Origin of the sequence: Pseudonocardia sp. Ae150A_Ps1, from assembly GCF_001932315.1 — a bacterium.
Classification (GTDB): Bacteria; Actinomycetota; Actinomycetes; order Mycobacteriales; family Pseudonocardiaceae; genus Pseudonocardia.
Window position 1 is genome coordinate 4,883,338 of record NZ_MCIJ01000001.1, and the last position, 16,754, is coordinate 4,900,091.

Genomic DNA, 16,754 nt, shown 5'->3' on the forward strand with positions numbered 1-16,754 from the left:
GGGTGCACATAACGATCCGATTATCGCGAGCGGCGTCCCGGGCCCGGACCCCGGGTGGGTCCCCGCTGGGGGCGGGAGGCGCCGTTGGCCCCGTCCGTCCTGGTCCGGGCGTTGTCACGGCCCGCGCCGAGTTCCCCGAACGGGAGTACCCCGATCGAGGTGAGGGAGATCGGCGGGATCTGCCCGACCGTCGTGCTGTCCGGGTCGTCGTCGTCCCGGCGGGCGCCGCCCGGCCGGCGTCCCGGGCCGAGGAGCAGGGTGCCGGTGGCGGTGTCGCCGGTGGTGTCCGCCGGCTCCCCGGTGGCCGACGCGGAGGGGGAGTCCGCGTCGTCGGCGGCCCCGTCCCCGGGGGCGTCGTCGGCGGGGTCCCCGGCGGCCGGCTCCTCGTCGGTCACGGTCGGCGGGGTCCGGTCGGCGCCCGTGCCGGACGACCAGACGAACGCCGCACCACGCGCCGAGCCGAGCTCGGAGACCGACGCGACGGCGCCGGCCGGCGCGCCGGTGGCATCGTCGCCGATCCCGGGCGTGGCGGACGGGCCGAACAGGGCGTCGTCGAGCGCCGCGGCGACCGGCTCACGGTCCAGTTCGGCCGAGAGCGCCTCGCGCACCCGGGTCAGCTCGCCGCGGACCTGGTCACGCAGCGACGCCAGCCGCTCGACGTCCCGGGTGACCCCGTCCCGCGCGGCACCGGCGTCGCGCTCGGCGTCGCGCAGCGCGGACGCGGCCTGGTCGCGGGCGCCGGACAGGACGTCGTCGGCCTCCGAGCGGGCCGTCGCGAGGATCTTCTCGGCCTCGGACCGGGCGGATCCGAACCGCTCGTCGACCGTGCGCTCCCGCTCGGCGAGGCCTCGCTCACGGGACGCGGCGGCCTCCTCGCGCTCGTCGAGCGCGGTGCTGCGGGAGGTGAACTCGCGGTCCAGGGTGGCGGCGCGGCCGAGCAGCGCCTCCTCGGTGCGGGTCCGGCGGTCGTCGGCCTCGGCGCGTGCGCGGGCGACGATCTCGTCGGCCTCCGCGGCCGCCCGTTCGCGCAGCTCGGTGGCCTCCTGCTCGGCGGCCTGCAGCACCCGCTCCACGCGGCGGCCGAACCCGGCCTCCTCGGCACGGCGGTCGGACGCGTCCGCGGCTCCGGCCTCGACCTGCTCCTGCAGGCGGCGCATCTGGGCCCTGGCGGCGGCCAGCGCGCGATCGGCGGACTCGGCCCGCCGGATCTCCTCGTGGATGCGGTGGTCGAGATCGGCGAGCCGGGTGTCGACCTGGCTGCGGTCGTAGCCGCGGAGCACCACGGTGAACCACGATCCGTCACCCGACTCGTCGCTCCCGACCGCCTCCGGCTCGGCGGCGCGGTGCGAGTGCCGCGACGATCCGTGCCCCGGGTCGGGCCGCTCCGGGCCGGACGACGACGGCATTGCGCTCACGATTACCCCCATACGGGCGACTCCTGGCCGCCCGATGTCCCGGGGCGGCGTCCGGTCCAACGAGCCCGGACGCGTTCGGTCACGACCACACAGGACTAGAGCCCGGATTGACGCCGAACGCCACTCGTTCGGCCGCCAAGCGGCAGATCAGACGGTCACGCAGGGTCGCCGACAGGACACCGGAGAGATCAGAACTCGGAGTTCTGCATGCTCAGCGCCGCGTACTGCATGTAGTTCCACAGTTGCTCGCGGTGCTCGGGGGAGAGGTTCTCCTCGTCGACCGCGATCTGCATGCAGCGCAGCCACGCGTCCCGCTCGATGGGGCCGATCGTGAACGGGACGTGCCGCATCCGCAGCCGCGGGTGACCCCGCTGCTCGGAGTAGGTGCGTGGGCCGCCCCAGTACTGCTCCAGGAACATCCGCAGCCGGTCCTCGGCGGGGCCGAGGTCCTCCTCCGGGTACAGCGGCCGCAGCACCTCGTCGCGCGCGACCTCCTCGTAGAACCGGTGGACGATCCGGTGGAAGACCGGCGCGCCGCCCACCTCGGCGTAGAAGTTCTGCGGTGCACTCACGGAGCCATCGTCTCAGTTCTGGTTCTGGGCGCGCTTGTCCAGGCCCGCGCCGCCGAACAGCAGCGGCCGCGGGATCCCGTGGTCGTCGAAGGCGTCGGTGATCGCCCCGTTCAGCGCCCGCTGCACCGCCCACTGGCGGCCCGGGCTGACCCGGACGGTGATCCGCAGCGTCACGCCCTCGGGGCCGATCCGGTCGACGCCGAGCACCTCCGGCGGCTCCAGGACGTCGCCGGCGACGTCGTCCTGCGCGACCCGCTCGGTCGCCGTGGTGCCGGCGATCTCGGTGGCCTCCTCGACGTCCGCGCTGTGCGCGACCGGCAGGTCGACGACCGCCACCGCGTAGCCCTGGCTCATGTTGCCGACCCGCAGGATCTCGCCGTTGCGGACGTACCAGACGGTGCCCTGCAGCTCCCGGATCGTGGTGATGCGCAGGCCGACGGCCTCGACGGTGCCCACGGCCTCACCGAGGTCGACGATGTCGCCGACGCCGTACTGGTCCTCGAGCAGCATGAACATGCCCGACAGGAAGTCGCGCACGAGGTTCTGCGCGCCGAACCCGATGGCGAGGCCGAGCACCCCGGCGCCGGCCAGCAACGGCCCGAGCGGGTAGCCCAGCTCGTTCATCACCATCATCACCGCGACGAGCAGGACCACCGCGGAGACGATCGAGCGCAGCACCGACCCGATCGTGCGCGCCCGCTGCATGCGCCGCTGCGAGCCCGGGGAGTCGCCGGCCCGTCGTGCACCGTCGGTGCGGCGCAGCCGCCGGGCCCGGCCGACGAGTGCGGAGAACCGGCCGTTGGTGGCGCCGTCCACCATCCGCGCGATCGCCCGGTGGGCCACCCACCGGAACAGCACCGCGAACACGACGATCGTGCCGATCGAGAACGTCTTCGAGACGATCGTGTCGGCGTGCTGGGCCAGGAAGTCGTTGCTGGTCCAGCGGTAGAACGTCGAGCACCACGAGCCCGCGTTCTGCACGCAGTCGGGCATCAGTGCGGGGACGACCCGGTCGGGCACCGGGGGAATGATCGTCACGCGTCCTCCTCGGGGGCGGTGAGGGCGGTGTCCGCGGTCCGGGACCGCGTGGGGAGCGGCCGGGATCCGGCCGGTGTCGCCCCCGACCCTACGTCACCCGTCCCGGTGAACCCGGCCCGCCAGGTGCGCCGGGAGCGTGTGGTGTTCCGGCAGGTCGGGCGCACGTTCGGGCACTCCCGTGACGGTGCGGACCGGGACCACACCGGACCAGGCGAGATCGGCGGTGACGTCGGCCTCGTCGTCGGACGGGGGGCCGGACCGGGTCTTCACGCTCGCCTCGGTGAGGTCCAGGGCGAACACCGCGGTCGCGGCGAGCTCACGGCGGTCCGGCCGCCGGGCGTGGTCCCAGGCGCCGGGAGTCAGGTGCTCGACGATCGTCCGCAGGGCGTGCCACCGCTCGTCGGCGCCGGTGAGCCTGCGCGCGCTCCCGTGCACGACCGCGCTGCGGTAGTTCATCGAGAAGTGCATGACGGCCCGGGCGTGCACGATGCCGTCGAGGTGGGTGACCGTCACGCAGCACGGGAGCTCGTCGCCGGCGAGCCAGCGGGCACCGGTCGAGCCGTGCAGGTAGAGGGTCTCGCCGTCGCGGCCGTACGCGGTCGGGAGGACGACCGGTGCGCCGTCGCGGACGAAGCCGAGGTGGCAGACGAGGCCCTCGTCGAGGACGGCGTGCAGTGCGGCGCGGTCGGTGGCGGCCCGGTCCTGCTTGCGGCCGAGGGTGCTCCGGGTGGTGGGGGAGAGCGTCACGCTGTCGAGCGTGCCGCGCACAGTGGCATCCTGGAACGGCCAATCCGGAGCGAATCGAGAAGGCCGATGGACCTGCCGCTGCCGCTGGACCGCGCGTCCGGCGTCCCGCTCGCCGTGCAGCTCGCCGACGCGCTGCGGGCCGCCGCGGCCGGCGGCCCGGTGCGCCCCGGTGACCGGCTGCCCTCCACCCGGACCCTCGCCGCGACGCTCGGGGTCAGCCGCACCGTGACCGCCGCGGCCTACGACCAGCTGCTCGCCGAGGGCTGGGTGCAGGGCAGGGTCGGGGCGGGGACCTACGTGACGGCGGTCCCCGCCGGGGCGCGGCCCACGGCCGGCGGAGCCGGGCCGGACCGCGCCGCACCCCCGTCCGGCCCGGACGAGCACCGCCCGCCGTACGTCCTCGATCCCGGGCGGCCCTGCGTCGCCGCGCTGGACCGGACGATGTGGCGGCGGGCGTGGCGGGCCGCCGCCGAGCCCCCGGCCGACGACGCGCCCCGGCCCGACGGCCTGCCCGGGTTCCACACCGCCGTCGCGCTGCACCTGCTGCGGCACCGCGGTCTCACCCCGGACGACATGATCACCACGGCGGGCACGTCGGCCGCCGTCGCCGAGCTCGCCCGGCTGCTCCCGTCCGGAGCGACCGTCGCCGTCGAGGAACCCGGCTACCGGCGCGCCGTCACCGCGCTGCGGGCCGCCGGTGTGCGGGTCGTCGGCGTCCCCGTCGACGACGACGGGCTGGTCGTCGACGCCGTCCCGGCCGGTTGCGCGGCCGTCTACACCACCCCGGCGCACCAGTTCCCGACCGCGGTGCGGATGGCCGCGGCCCGCCGCGTCGCGCTGCTCGAACAGGCCCGGGACGAGGACTTCCTGGTGATCGAGGACGACTACGACGGCGAGCTCCGCTACGACGTCGCGCCGCTGCCGCTGCTCGCCGCGCTCGCTCCCGGCCACGTCGTGCACCTCGGCACCGCCAGCAAGATCGTCAGCCCGACGCTCGGGGCGGGCTGGGCGGTCGCCCCGCCCGCGGTGCTCGCGGCGTGGCGGGACCTGCGCTCCCGGACCGGGACGCGCCCGGCACCGGCCGGGCAGCGGGTGTTCACCGCGCTCGCCGCGCACGGTGACCTCGCCCGGCACCTGCGACGCCTGCGCCGAGAGCTCCGGGAACGCCGCGAGCTGGTGCTCGCGGCGGCGGACCGCGTGGGGTGGGCCGCGAGCGGCGACCCGGCCGGCGCGCACCTCGTCCTGCGCGGTCCCGGCGAGCGGGAGGCGGTGGCCGCGGCCGCCGGGCGCGGCGTCGACGTGCGCGGGCTCGCGGACTACCACGACGGCGAGCCCCGGACGTCCGGCCTGGTCGTGGGCTACGCCGCCGGTACCCGCGCGGACCTGGAGGAGGCGCTGGACCGGCTCGCCCGGTGATCCTGGCTGCGCGACCGCCGGGACCCCCGGCCTACCCTCGGGCCCCATGAGTTCCGACCGGGTCAGGGTGGCCGTCGTCTTCGGCGGCCGCAGTTCCGAGCACGCGATCTCGTGCGTCTCCGCGGGCAGCGTGCTGACCCACCTCGACCCGGAGCGGTTCGAGGTGGTCCCGGTCGGGATCTCCCGGGACGGCGCGTGGGTGACCGGCCCGTCCGACCCGCGGGAGCTGGGGATCAGCGGCCGCGAGCTGCCCGAGGTCGACGGCACGTCCGACGCCCTCGTGCTGCCCGGTGAGCCCGGGCGCGGACTGATCAGGCTGGACGCCGGCGAGGCGCTCTCGCAGGTCGACGTCGTCTTCCCGATCCTGCACGGCGCGTTCGGCGAGGACGGGACGATCCAGGGACTGCTCGAGATGGCGGGCCTGCCCTACGTCGGCGCCGGGGTGCTGGCGTCGGCGGTCGGGATGGACAAGGAGTTCGCCAAGAAGCTGCTGCGTGCCGAGGGCCTGAACGTGGCCGACGGCATCGTGCTGCGGCCCGGGACGGACATCGGGTTCGCCGACCGCGACCGGCTCGGCCTGCCGCTGTTCGTCAAGCCGGCCCGCGCGGGGTCGTCGATGGGCGTGACCCGGGTGACCGACCCGGTCGGGCTCGACGCGGCGATCGCCGAGGCCCGCGAGCACGACCCGAAGGTGCTGGTCGAGTCCGCAGTCCCCGGGCGGGAGGTGGAGTGCGCCGTCCTGGAGTTCCCGGACGGCAGCGTCCGCGCCAGCCTGCCCGCCGAGCTGCGCTACAACGGCGAGTTCTACGACTTCGAGTCCAAGTACCTCGACGTGTCCGAGCTGGAGATCCCGGCGAAGCTCGACGACGAGATCACCGACTCGGTCCGCTGGAAGGCCGTCACCGCGTTCCGCGCACTCGACGTCCAGGGACTGGCCCGGGTGGACTTCTTCGTCACCGACGACGGCCACATCACCGTCAACGAGGTCAACACCATGCCGGGGTTCACCCCGAGCTCGGCGTTCCCGAAGATGTGGGCCGTGACCGGGCTCGACTACGGCGAGCTGCTCACGACCATGGTCGAGACGGCGCTCGCCCGGGGGACCGGCCTGCGCTAGGCGCTCCGCGCTCGTGAGTGGAAAATTCGGCCCTGGCCCACTGTCGTGTCTCAGCACATCTAAGACAGATCTGTCTCAGCACATCGTGGACGGTTTGCTGGTGGTCCGCTGGTAGCGGACGCTGCGATCGAGGGTAAGGCTGGCGGCGACCGCGTCGTCGATGAGGATGGTGACGCGGTCGCCTTGCCAGAACACCTCCGCGGTGGTGCCGGCGTGGCGGCGGCCCAGACCGATCGAGGTTCCGGAGAAGCTGATGACTCCGGTCTCGGAGACGGTGCGGGTGAGGTGTCCGGCGATGCGGGGTGCGGGTCCGGCCGGTCGGGCGGGTTCGCGGGTGTGGAAACGCTGGTGCGGGGTGTCGCCGTCGAGGCTTTGGTGGCGGCGGTGGTTGTAGCCCTGCCGGTAGGTCTCGAGCAGGTTCTGGAGTTCGGTCAGGGTGGCCGGGGTGGGTCGGGCGGCGAGCCAGCGTTGCAGGGTCTGGTGGGCGCGTTCGTTCTTCCCGCAGGTCTGTGGGTGTCCGATCGAGGACACGATGGTGGTGATGCCCAGCGCGGCCAGGCGGCGTTCGAGGTCGACCAGGGGCCACTGGCGGCGCCGGCCGGAGAAGGCGGTGCCGTTGTCGGAGAGCACGCAGGCCGGGTGGCCGTAGCGGGCGAAGCCGGCGCTGAGCGCGGCCCAGGCGGCCTCGCCGTTCTCGCTGCTCGCGGCGTGGCAGGCGATGTCGAGCCGGGAGTGGTCGTCGATGACCTGCACCACCGTGGCGCGCCGGCCATCGGCCAGTACGGTCCGGGCGCCGTCGATCTGCCAGACCGCGTTCGGGGCCGGGTGGACGAACCGGTGCGTGCTGCGGCGGGGTCGTTTACGTGGTTGCGGGGTGATCTGGCCGCGGTCGGCCAGCAGCCGGTGGATCGTGGCCCGCGACGGGACCTCGGCCTGCTCGAGTGCCGGGCCGCTGCCGCCGCTACTGCCAGGGCCGCTGCCGGGGCTGCTGCCGGGGCGGGCCGCGTCGAGCAGCCGCCAGCGGATGGTCTGGGCTCCGTGGTCCCAGCCCTGGTCGGCGAGTTCTTTGCGGGCCCGCACCACCGCCTCGGCCACGTGTTCGGCCACCGCGCTGGGACGGGTGTGCGGAGCACGTGAACGCGGTGCCAGACCGGTGCTGCCCTGGTCTCGGAAACGGGACAGCTTGCGATAGAACACCGACCGGGACACGCCGAGTTCTCGGCACACCCGAGCGATGTTGATCTCTTGCCCGGCGGCGGCCCGGGCGACCGCCGCGACGCGGTCGGGATCCATCTCGAACCCTGTTCCACCCACCTGGACCAGGCTGGCCGATCACCAGGATCGACCAACCCGGCCAGCGGGCTACTCAGTGTCCTCGATGTGCCGAGACATCAACTGTGTCGGATGTCCTGAGAACAGGCATTCGGCCCTGGCCCACACAACCACTCACGGGCGCGTCAGCGCACCCGTACGGGCTCGGCCGGGAGTGTTCCGGTGATCGCGTCCGCCACGGCCTGCAGCGGCCCGGGGCCGGCCTCGGCGGCGGCCGAGAGTTCCAGGTACACGCCCCGGTCGACGGCGGCGTAGGTCGTCGTGAGCGCGCCGTCCGGCGTCGCGAGGGGCAGCCAGTCCACGCCGTTCACGACGATCAGCGGCGAGGTCGGCCCCAGCTCGGCGGGGCGTTCGGTGCCGCAGCGCAGCACCACCGGGCCGGGCTCGGCGATCCAGGCCCGCGCGCCGGGGACCGCGGGATCGAGCTCGCGGGGTCCGAGCGCCGCCGGATCGGCCGGGAGCTGCGCGGGGAGCGCGCCCAGCACGGCGTCGCACTGCGGGGTGGACGCCTGCGGCGCCGCCTGCGGGGGGAGCGCGAGCGGGCCGGTGTCCGGCCCGGCGGAGACCCGGCTGTACAGCCCCAGCCCGGCCACCACGAGTGCCAGGAGCAGGGGGAGTGCGATCGCCACCGCCACCGGCGGGGAGATGCGCGACGACCCTGCTCCTGCCACGGTGTGTCTCAGTTCAGCTTCACCACGGGGCAGGTGAGCGTCCGGGTGATCCCGTTGACGTTCTGCACCCGTGCCACGACCAGCCGGCCGAGCTCGTCGACGTCGTCCGCCTCCGCGCGCACGATCACGTCGTACGGGCCGGTGACGTCCTCCGCCGAGATGACCCCCGGCAGGCCCCCGATCTCGGAGGCGACGGCGGCGGCCTTGCCGACCTCCGTCTGGACGAGGATGTATGCCTGCACCACGGCGTGCCCCTTTCCGGTACGTGCCGCCCTGCCGGATGGTTGGCGGCAGGAATGTCGGACGCAGAACTTACCGGAGGCAGCCCCCGTGTCCCCATCCGCGATCACGCCAGAAGGCGGTTCCGAGGCGAGCGTCTCACTCCGGGAGGTGGGCGAGTTCCGACTGATCGACCGCGTCACCACGGGCCGTGTCCAGCCGGTCACCACACTGCTCGGCTCCGGCGACGACTCGGCCGTCGTCGCGGCGGACGACGGCAGGGTCGTCGCCTGCACCGACGTCCTCGTCGAAGGGGTGCACTTCCGCCTCGACTGGTCGTCGCCCGAGCAGATCGGCCGCAAGGCCGCCGCCGCGAACCTGGCCGACATCGCCGCGATGGGAGCGGTGCCGACGTCGTTGCTGGTCGGGCTCGCCTGCCCCTCGACGACGCCGGCGGACCGGCTCGAACAGCTCGCCGACGGGCTGTGGGCGGAGGCGTCGTCTGTCGGGGCCGGGCTGGTCGGCGGCGACCTGACCTCCGGCCCGGTGATCGTCGTCTCGGTGACGGCGCTCGGCTCCCTGCAGGGGCGCGCACCGGTGCTGCGGTCGGGTGCGCAGCCGGGGGACCGGGTGGCGGTCTGCGGGCGCCTGGGCTGGTCCGCGGCCGGGCTCGCGGTGCTCGGGCGCGGGTTCCGCTCGCCCGCGGCGCTGGTGAACGCGCACCGGGTCCCGGAGCCGCCGTACGCCGCGGGCCCGGTCGCCGCCGACGCGGGCGCCACCGCGATGATCGATGTCTCGGACGGGCTACTCGCCGACCTCGGGCACGTGGCGCGGGCGTCGGCGGTCGCGCTCCGGCTGCGGTCGCGGGCCTTCACGGTGCCGGCGCGGCTGTCCGAGATCGGCTCCGCACTCGGCCTGGACCCACTGCGCTGGATGCTCACCGGGGGTGAGGACCACGCGCTGGCCGCGACCTTCCCGTCCGGCGCTGCGCTCCCCGCGGACTGGACCGAGATCGGGACAGTCGAGGCCCCCGACGAGGAGGGCCCGGCCGTCACGGTGGACGGCAGGCCCGACGACGGCGAGACGGGCTGGCTCCACTTCGCGAAATATTGATTCCACTCAGCTCTTGTGGCCGGCCCGTCCGGGTGACATCGTCCGAGAGGTTCCGTGCCTTTCCAGGCGTTATGTCTGGATGACCGGTGTCTCGAGGGGATTGTCACTGTGGACAATGTGGGTGTACTCAGCCTGCTCGCACTCACCCCGATCGTCGTCGTCGCGATCCTTCTGGTGGGCCTGCGCTGGCCCGCGAAGTACGCGATGCCGCTGGGATTCGTCGCCGCCGCGCTCATCGGATCGCTGGTGTGGGGGGATGGACACCACGACGATCCTGGCGTCGTCGATCGAGGGACTGATCATCGCGATCGGTCTGCTCTACATCATCTTCGGTGCGCTCCTGCTGCTCCAGACGCTGACCCAGAGCGGGGCACTCGCGACGATCCGGGCCGGATTCACCGGCATCAGCCCGGACCGGCGGGTGCAGGCGATCATCATCGGCTGGCTGTTCGGGTCCTTCATCGAGGGAGCGTCCGGTTTCGGGACGCCGGCGGCGGTCGTCGCACCGCTGCTGCTGGCGCTGGGGTTCCCGGCGCTGGGTGCGGTGCTCGTCGGCATGGTCATCCAGTCCACGCCGGTGAGCTTCGGCGCCGCGGGCACCCCGGTGCTGACGGGCATCGGGCAAGGGCTGTCCGGGTCCGGCGAGGTGGAGGCGCGGACCGCGCTGCTCGGGCTCGACGCCGACGGCTACCTCACCGCGATCGGGCTCCAGGTCGCCACGCTGCACGCGGTGGCAGGCACCCTGATCCCGCTGTTCATGGTGTGCCTCCTCACGCGCTTCTTCGGCGAGAACAGGCGGTTCTCCGAGGGACTCGCGATCGCCCCGTTCGCGCTCTACGCCGCGCTGGCGATGACCGTTCCGTACCTGCTCGTCGCCGCGCTTCTGGGGCCGGAGTTCCCGGCGCTCCTCGGCGGCCTCGTCGGGCTGGCCCTGGTCATGTTCACCTCGAGCCGCGGGTTCCTCATGCCGAAGCAGGTGTGGGACTTCCCGCCGCGCGAGCGCTGGCTGGACCGCTGGACGGGCACGATCGAGTCGGGCGACGCCGGCGACGCGGAGACCGGTGGTCCCCGCATGCGCACCTGGCTCGCCTGGTCCCCGTACGTCCTGGTCGCCGCAGTGCTGGTGCTGTCGCGGACCGTCGAGCCGGTGAAGGACGCGCTGCAGTCGATCACCATCGGGCCGTCCGACATCCTGGGTACCGGGATCGGCGAGAAGCTCGAGATCCTCTACTCGCCCGGAGCCGTCTTCCTGCTGGTCTGCCTGGTCACCTACGGCATGCACCGCATGAGCGGGCGACAGGTGGCGACGGCGTGGAGGGTGTCTGGTGCACAGCTGGCGGGTGCCGCCGTCGCACTGCTGTTCGCGCTGCCGCTGGTCCGGATCCTGATCAACTCCGGCGCCGACCACAACGCGACCGGCCTGGCGAGCATGCCGCTGACACTCGCCGAAGGCGCCGCGCTGGCGGTCGGCCCGGCATGGCCGATCCTCGCCCCGTGGATCGGCGCGCTCGGAGCCTTCGTGGCGGGCAGCAACACCGTGTCCAACCTGACGTTCTCGCTGTTCCAGTTCGCCACCGCGGAGAACCTCGCCGTCGACCCCGAGACCGTCGTCGCGGCGCAGGCGGTGGGCGGCGCAGCCGGGAACATGATCACCGTGCACAACGTCGTCGCGGCGTCGGCGACGGTGGGCCTGCTCGGGCGGGAGGGTGACGTCATCCGGATGACGATCATCCCGACGACCTACTACTGCCTGCTGACCGGCGGCCTCGCGTTCGTGGCGATCTACGGGGTCGGCGCCAACGCGGGGACGGTGCTGCTGACCGTGCTGCTGGTGACGCTCGCCGCGATCGTGGTCGGGTTGCGACGGGCCGCGTCCCGGCCGCCCGTCACCCGCGCCTGACGCCGGTCAGGCGCCGCGACGCCAGAACATCAGGATCCGGCGCAGCCGGCGACGCATGGTCGGGTGACCGGGAACCGACCGCTGCGGGGTCGGGAACTGCCGGAACTCCGGCGGCGGTGCGGTCGGGCGCGCCGCCGGGAGGGGCGGCGGGTCCATCGCGACCAGCGTCTGCGGGAAATGGCGCGCGGAGGCGGCCGGGGCCTCGGGCGGCCCGGGGGCCTCCGGGGACGGGGTCGGGTTCGGGATCACGGACTGCTCCTCCACGCCAGGTCCATCGCTCTGCGTGGTCGGTCCGTTACCGGTCATCGGGCTGCGCTCCGTCCTCTGGTCGGCCGTGGCGCGGGAGGGCCGCGGCTCGTGGTCACCGTGGTCACGCGCCGCACGGAGGGAGCGCCGGATCGCCGGTGGCCGGCGGGGCGCGGTCGGGCCCGGGGAGGGGCGCGCGGGCGACGGTGCCGTCGACGATCGAGGGTAGTGGGTCACGTGACGTGCAGCGCGTGTGCGGTCCCTCACCCGGTCGGCCGGTCGGGACCGCGAATCCGGCTACCGTACGTCCCGGCCAGGCGGAACGGGTGAACGGAGCAGACGTGTCGGGGCTGGTGACGTTCGTGGCCTGGGCCGCCCTGGCCGGCTGGATCGCCGCTGGGGTGCTCCTCGTCGTCGCGCACCGGAGGATCGAGGGCCTGGAACGGGCGCACACCGCCCGGAAGTGGGACATCGTCGCGCTGCGGGCGGAGCTGGGGGCGCTACGGCGGCGGATGGGGCTCCCGGCCCCCGACGACGACCCTGCCCACGGGTCCGTCGACACGACCCCCGAGGGCCCGGTGTCCCGGACCGCCGACGCCCCGGCAGGCGCCCGGCACCTCGCCGGGCCGACGGCGTGGCGCCGTGCCCACCGCCCGCGCAAGGACCGCCCGGGCCGCCCCTGACCCGGGCGGCCCCTGACCCGGGCCGCCCGTCTCGTCCCGGAACTCGTACGTGTCCGGACCACCCTCGCCGAGATGCGGCTCAGCGCGAATCGTGGATCTCCGGATGACGCTGGGCTGCATCTCGGCGGGTGCCGAGCGGACCGGTTGGGGCGGGACTGGAAGGGGCGGGGCGGGCCGGAAAGGGGCGGGTCGGAAGGGGCGGGGCGGGCAGGAGGGTCGGTATGGGCAGGAGGACGAGCCGGACGGGGAGCGGAGGGCGCTACCGGTGCGGGACGTCCGCCCCGCGGATGCTCGCGTCGAGCAGCTGCACGGGGTGCAGGAGCGGGATGTCGGCGAAGCCGTCGTCGGGCAGGTACTTCCCGATCTGCAGCAGGCAGCCCGGGTTCGCCGTGACGACGACGTCGGGCTTCGCGTCCCGGATCTTCCCGGCCTTCCGCTCGCCCAGCTCGCCCGCGGCGTCCGGCATGATCATGTTGTAGATGCCGGCCGAGCCGCAGCACAGCGACGCCTCGGCGATGTCGACGAGCTGCAGGTCCGGGATGCTGCGCAGCATCTCGCGCGGCTGGTTCCGCACACCCTGGGCGTGCCCGAGGTGGCAGGCGTCGTGGTAGGCGACCCGGCCGGTGACGGGGGTCCGCGGGGCGCGCGGGCCGCCGTCGTCGGACTCCGGGCGGGCGTAGAGATCGGCGAGCACCTCGTGCACATCGCGGCAGGACGCGGAGAACGCCTTCGCCCGCTCGGCCCAGTCCGGGTCGTCGGCGAGCAGGTGGCCGTAGTCCTTCATGGACGACCCGCAGCCGGCGACGTTGGTGACCACCGCGTCGACGTCGAGGATCTCGAAGCGGGCGATCGTGCGCCGGGCCCGGTCGAGCGCGGACTCCTCGCGGCCGGCGTGGACCTCCAGCGCGCCGCAGCACTGCTGGTCGCGGGGCACGAGCACGTCGCAGCCCTCGGCGGACAGCACCCGCACGGTGGCCTCGTTGACGCGGTGGAAGAACACGTCCTGCACGCAGCCCGTGAGCAGCGCGACCCGCGCCCGGCGCCGTCCGACGGCGGGGGTGTGCACCGGCAGCGTCGCGAACGCCTCGCGCACCGTCACCGGCGGCAGCAGCGACTCCATCGCGGCGAGCCGCCCGGGCAGCTTCTCGGCGAGCCGCCGGATCGCGGGCACCGTGCGCAGCTTCTGGTAGAGCGCTCCGGGCAGGGCGGCGACCCGCAGCCGTCGCTTGTACGGGAACAGCGCGAAGATCGCGTCCCGGAAGAGCTTGTCGGCGCGGGTGCGGGGCACGTTGCGCTCGATCTGCGGCCGGACCGACTCGAGCAGCTTGTCGTACTGCACGCCGGAGGGGCACGCCGTCACGCAGGCCATGCAGCCCAGGCAGTTGTCGATGTGCTCGGTGAAGGGGCCGTCGAGGGCGATGTCGCCCTTCTCCGCCAGGTCCATGAGCAGGATCCGGCCGCGTGGCGAGTCCATCTCCTCGCCCCACAGGACGTAGGTGGGACAGGTGGGCAGGCAGAACCCGCAGTGCACGCAGTCGTCGAGCAGCTCGCGCTGCGGCGGGTGGACGTCGTCGAAGGCGCTCGGGCCCTGCTGCGGGATCTTCGTCTCCGCGGCGCCGGCGGGTGTGCCCTCGGTGTCGTGGGTGCTGGTCACGGGGTCCTCACATCCAGGGGTCGAAGCGGCCGGGTGCGAACCGGGCTCCGGGGTCGAGCTGGGTCTTGATCGCCTTCAGGAGCGCGAGCGCGGACGGGGCGGGGCCCCACGCGGGGGCGTCGAGCGCGTCGGGCCGGTCGCGCAGCACGCTCGTGCCGCCGACCGCGGCGACGGCGTCGTGCACCTCGGCGACCGCGGCGCCGGGCACCGTGACGGTCGCGACGCCGGTGGCGAGCCCCGCCGTTACGCCGGTCGCGGGCAGCTCCGCCACCAGGGACGCGAGCCGGGCCGGGGCGCACCCGATCCGCACGACCGCGCCCTCCGGTGCGTCCGCCGACGGCTGCCCGGCGGTGAGTGCGGCGTGCCCGGACCAGGCGTCGTCGCCGATCTCGCGGGCGTCGTCGCCGAGCAGGTCCACCAGCCGCCCGACCCGGCCGGGGAGGGTGTCGACCCCGCCCTCGAGCCGGATCAGCAGCCGTCCGGGATCACCGGAGACCCACTCGACGGCGATGGGCTCCAGCGGGCTGGAGACGACGGCGGCGGTGTGCCGCGCGGCGTCGGCCACCGGTCCGTCGACGGCGACGCAGGCGGTCGCCTTCGGCACCGGGTGCAGCCGCAGCACGACCTCCACCAGCGGGCCGAACGTGCCGTAGGAGCCGTGCAGCAGCTTGGCCATGTCGTAGCCGGCCACGTTCTTGATCACGTGACCGCCGCTGCGGACCATCGTGCCGTCGGCCAGTACCGACGTCGTACCGATCACCAGGTCCCGCATGGCGCCGTAGACCAGGGAGGACGGGCCGGCGTCGGCCGTGGCGAGCAGGCCGCCGACGGTCGCGCCGCGGCCGATCCGGCCGGCGTCGAGCGCGAGCCGCTGCCCGTGGCCGGCCAGCTCGGCCTGCAGGTCACGGACGGGGGTGCCGGCGTGCACCGACACTGTCATGTCGCCCGGGTTGTGGGTGATCACACCCGTCAGTGCGGACAGGTCGAGCGTGGCGTCGACCTCGGCGGGGCGCCCGGCCCAGTGCCGGGCGGTGCCTGCGCCGGAGATCGCGAGCCGGCCGGGGGTGTCCAGGACGGCGTCGCGGACCTCCTTCGGCGTCGTCGGGCGCAGCGTGGTGGGAGCAGCGCGAGTCATGCCCTTCGAACCCTCTCAGAGTCGATCGATCAGCCCGGCTTCTTCCAGGGGATGCGGCCGGTACCTCCCGGGCTTCTCGCCGCACAGCCGCGGGGTCGGCAGCAGCTTGCCCGGGTTGCAGATGTGGTCCGGGTCGAACCCGGCCCGGATGCGGTTCATGACCGCCAGGTCGTCCTCGCCGAACATCTTCGGCATCGAGCAGGCCTTGTCGGTGCCGATGCCGTGCTCGCCGGACAGCGACCCGCCCATCTCCACGCAGAGCTCGGCGATCCCGGCGGAGAGGTGCTCGGCTCGCTCGGTCTCGCCGTCGGCGGCGGAGAACAGGACCAGCGGGTGCAGGTTGCCGTCACCGGCGTGGAAGACGTTCGCGACCCGCAGCCCGGCCTCGTCGCCCATGCCGGAGATCCGCTCCAGGACCTCGGCGAGCCGGGTCCGGGGGACGACGCCGTCCTGGACGATGTAGTCGGGCGAGATCCGGCCGACGGCGGCGAAGGCGGCCTTGCGCCCCCGCCAGATGTTCGCGCGCTCCTCCGGCGAGCCCGATACGTGCAGCCGGGTGCAGCCGTGCCGGTCGCAGATGTCCTTGACCAGGGCGAACTGCTCGTCGCACTCCTCGACGGTCCCGTCGAGCTCGACGACCAGCGCCGCCGGGGTGTCCAGCGAGTAGCCGGCGCCGGTGGCGCCCTCCGCGGCCTCGATCGCGAGCGCGTCCATCATCTCGACGGCGGCGGGCACGATCCCGGCCGCCACGATGTCCGAGACGACCTGCCCACCGGCGGCGACCGACGGGAAGTCGGCGAGCAGCGTGCGCATGACCTCCGGCGTCCGCAGCAGCCGCACGGTGATCTTCGTGACGACGCCGAGGGTCCCCTCCGAGCCGAGGAACACCCCGCGCAGGTCCGGTCCCTGCTGCTCCATCGAGTCCGAGCCGAGGGTGACGACCGAGCCGTCGGGTAGGACGACCTCGATCGACAGCACGTGGTTGGTGGTGAAGCCGTACTTCAGGCAGTGCGCCCCGCCGGAGTTCTCCGCGACGTTCCCGCCGATCGTGCAGACCTGCTGCGACGACGGGTCCGGCGCGTAGTACAGCCCGTGCGGCGAGGCCGCGGCGGTGATCTCCAGGTTCGTGACGCCCGGTTCCAGGACCGCGCGGCGGTTCTCCACGTCGATCTCGAGCACCCGGTCGAGCCGGTTCAGCCCGATGACGACGCCGTCGGCCACCGGCAGCGCGCCGCCGGACAGGCCGGTCCCGGCGCCGCGGGCGACGAACGGGATCCGGTGCCGTGCGCAGATCCGGACGCACCCGGCCACGTCCTCGGCGGTCCGGGGGAGCAGCACGAGCTCGGGGACGACCCGGTTGCCGGTCAGCCCGTCGCACTCGTAGGCGCGGGTGCGGACCGGGTCGTCGATCACGTCGGCGGGTCCGAGGAGGGCGGCGAACTCCTCACGGACCGGTGCGTCCAGGGGCATCGGTGCACTCCCTTGCTGCAGGACAG

General features: G+C 74.0%; 15 protein-coding genes and 1 pseudogene. 5 read left to right on the forward strand and 11 right to left on the reverse strand.

Features of this window, described 5'->3' with window-relative positions; all coding sequences use genetic code 11:
• Positions 1-20 precede the first annotated feature (20 nt).
• The 4 genes from Ae150APs1_RS22885 to Ae150APs1_RS22900 form a co-directional block, all read right to left on the reverse strand.
• Positions 21-1,415: a hypothetical protein gene (locus Ae150APs1_RS22885; RefSeq protein WP_139317022.1), complete on the reverse strand. Its 1,395-nt coding sequence runs from the start codon at positions 1,413-1,415 to the stop codon at positions 21-23.
• A gap of 188 nt (positions 1,416-1,603) precedes the next feature.
• Positions 1,604-1,987, reverse strand: coding sequence for a globin (locus Ae150APs1_RS22890; RefSeq protein ID WP_010235960.1), 384 nt, complete (start codon positions 1,985-1,987; stop codon positions 1,604-1,606).
• A 12-nt stretch (positions 1,988-1,999) separates the two neighbouring features.
• Entirely contained in the window at positions 2,000-3,025 is a 1,026-nt protein-coding gene (locus tag Ae150APs1_RS22895; protein ID WP_170918120.1) for a mechanosensitive ion channel family protein, read from the reverse strand.
• Positions 3,026-3,118: 93 nt separating this feature from the next.
• Positions 3,119-3,772, reverse strand: a complete 654-nt coding sequence (locus Ae150APs1_RS22900; RefSeq protein WP_075302452.1) for a pyridoxamine 5'-phosphate oxidase family protein — start codon at positions 3,770-3,772, stop codon at positions 3,119-3,121.
• A 66-nt stretch (positions 3,773-3,838) separates the two neighbouring features.
• Between Ae150APs1_RS22900 and Ae150APs1_RS22905 the strand changes: the two genes are divergently transcribed.
• Positions 3,839-5,188, forward strand: coding sequence for a PLP-dependent aminotransferase family protein (locus tag Ae150APs1_RS22905; protein ID WP_075300236.1), 1,350 nt, complete (start codon positions 3,839-3,841; stop codon positions 5,186-5,188).
• A 46-nt stretch (positions 5,189-5,234) separates the two neighbouring features.
• The gene (locus Ae150APs1_RS22910; protein WP_075300238.1) at positions 5,235-6,305 is read left to right on the forward strand and encodes a D-alanine--D-alanine ligase family protein; all 1,071 of its coding nucleotides are present in this window, start codon (positions 5,235-5,237) and stop codon (positions 6,303-6,305) included.
• Between the two features lie 75 nt (positions 6,306-6,380).
• Here the strand turns inward: Ae150APs1_RS22910 and Ae150APs1_RS22915 are convergent, their stop codons facing one another.
• The 3 genes from Ae150APs1_RS22915 to Ae150APs1_RS22925 form a co-directional block, all read right to left on the reverse strand.
• Positions 6,381-7,619, reverse strand: coding sequence for a DDE-type integrase/transposase/recombinase (locus Ae150APs1_RS22915; protein ID WP_249266236.1), 1,239 nt, complete (start codon positions 7,617-7,619; stop codon positions 6,381-6,383).
• Positions 7,620-7,762: 143 nt separating this feature from the next.
• Entirely contained in the window at positions 7,763-8,308 is a 546-nt protein-coding gene (locus Ae150APs1_RS22920) for a DUF3515 domain-containing protein (RefSeq protein WP_212567250.1), read from the reverse strand.
• Between the two features lie 8 nt (positions 8,309-8,316).
• A complete protein-coding gene (locus Ae150APs1_RS22925; protein ID WP_010232392.1) occupies positions 8,317-8,553 on the reverse strand; it encodes an Lrp/AsnC ligand binding domain-containing protein in 237 nt (78 codons plus the stop codon).
• A 100-nt stretch (positions 8,554-8,653) separates the two neighbouring features.
• Here Ae150APs1_RS22925 and Ae150APs1_RS22930 point away from each other — a divergent pair, with 100 nt between their 5' ends.
• A complete protein-coding gene (locus tag Ae150APs1_RS22930; protein ID WP_075302454.1) occupies positions 8,654-9,640 on the forward strand; it encodes a thiamine-phosphate kinase in 987 nt (328 codons plus the stop codon).
• A gap of 108 nt (positions 9,641-9,748) precedes the next feature.
• Positions 9,749-11,540: pseudogene (locus Ae150APs1_RS22935) on the forward strand (L-lactate permease).
• Positions 11,541-11,546: 6 nt separating this feature from the next.
• Here Ae150APs1_RS22935 and Ae150APs1_RS22940 read toward each other — a convergent pair.
• A complete protein-coding gene (locus Ae150APs1_RS22940) occupies positions 11,547-11,789 on the reverse strand; it encodes a hypothetical protein (protein WP_139317023.1) in 243 nt (80 codons plus the stop codon).
• 338 nt (positions 11,790-12,127) lie between these two features.
• Here Ae150APs1_RS22940 and Ae150APs1_RS22950 point away from each other — a divergent pair, with 338 nt between their 5' ends.
• Positions 12,128-12,469, forward strand: coding sequence for a hypothetical protein (locus Ae150APs1_RS22950; RefSeq protein ID WP_075300246.1), 342 nt, complete (start codon positions 12,128-12,130; stop codon positions 12,467-12,469).
• 259 nt (positions 12,470-12,728) lie between these two features.
• On the opposite strand, the gene Ae150APs1_RS22955 is transcribed toward Ae150APs1_RS22950, so the two are convergent.
• From Ae150APs1_RS22955 to Ae150APs1_RS22965, 3 genes are all read right to left on the reverse strand, one after another.
• A complete protein-coding gene (locus tag Ae150APs1_RS22955; protein WP_075302456.1) occupies positions 12,729-14,069 on the reverse strand; it encodes a heterodisulfide reductase-related iron-sulfur binding cluster in 1,341 nt (446 codons plus the stop codon).
• A gap of 61 nt (positions 14,070-14,130) precedes the next feature.
• Positions 14,131-15,258, reverse strand: coding sequence for an FAD-binding protein (locus tag Ae150APs1_RS22960; protein ID WP_075300248.1), 1,128 nt, complete (start codon positions 15,256-15,258; stop codon positions 14,131-14,133).
• Positions 15,259-15,273: 15 nt separating this feature from the next.
• The gene (locus tag Ae150APs1_RS22965) at positions 15,274-16,728 is read right to left on the reverse strand and encodes an FAD-linked oxidase C-terminal domain-containing protein (protein ID WP_075300250.1); all 1,455 of its coding nucleotides are present in this window, start codon (positions 16,726-16,728) and stop codon (positions 15,274-15,276) included.
• Between the last annotated feature and the right edge of the window lie 26 nt (positions 16,729-16,754).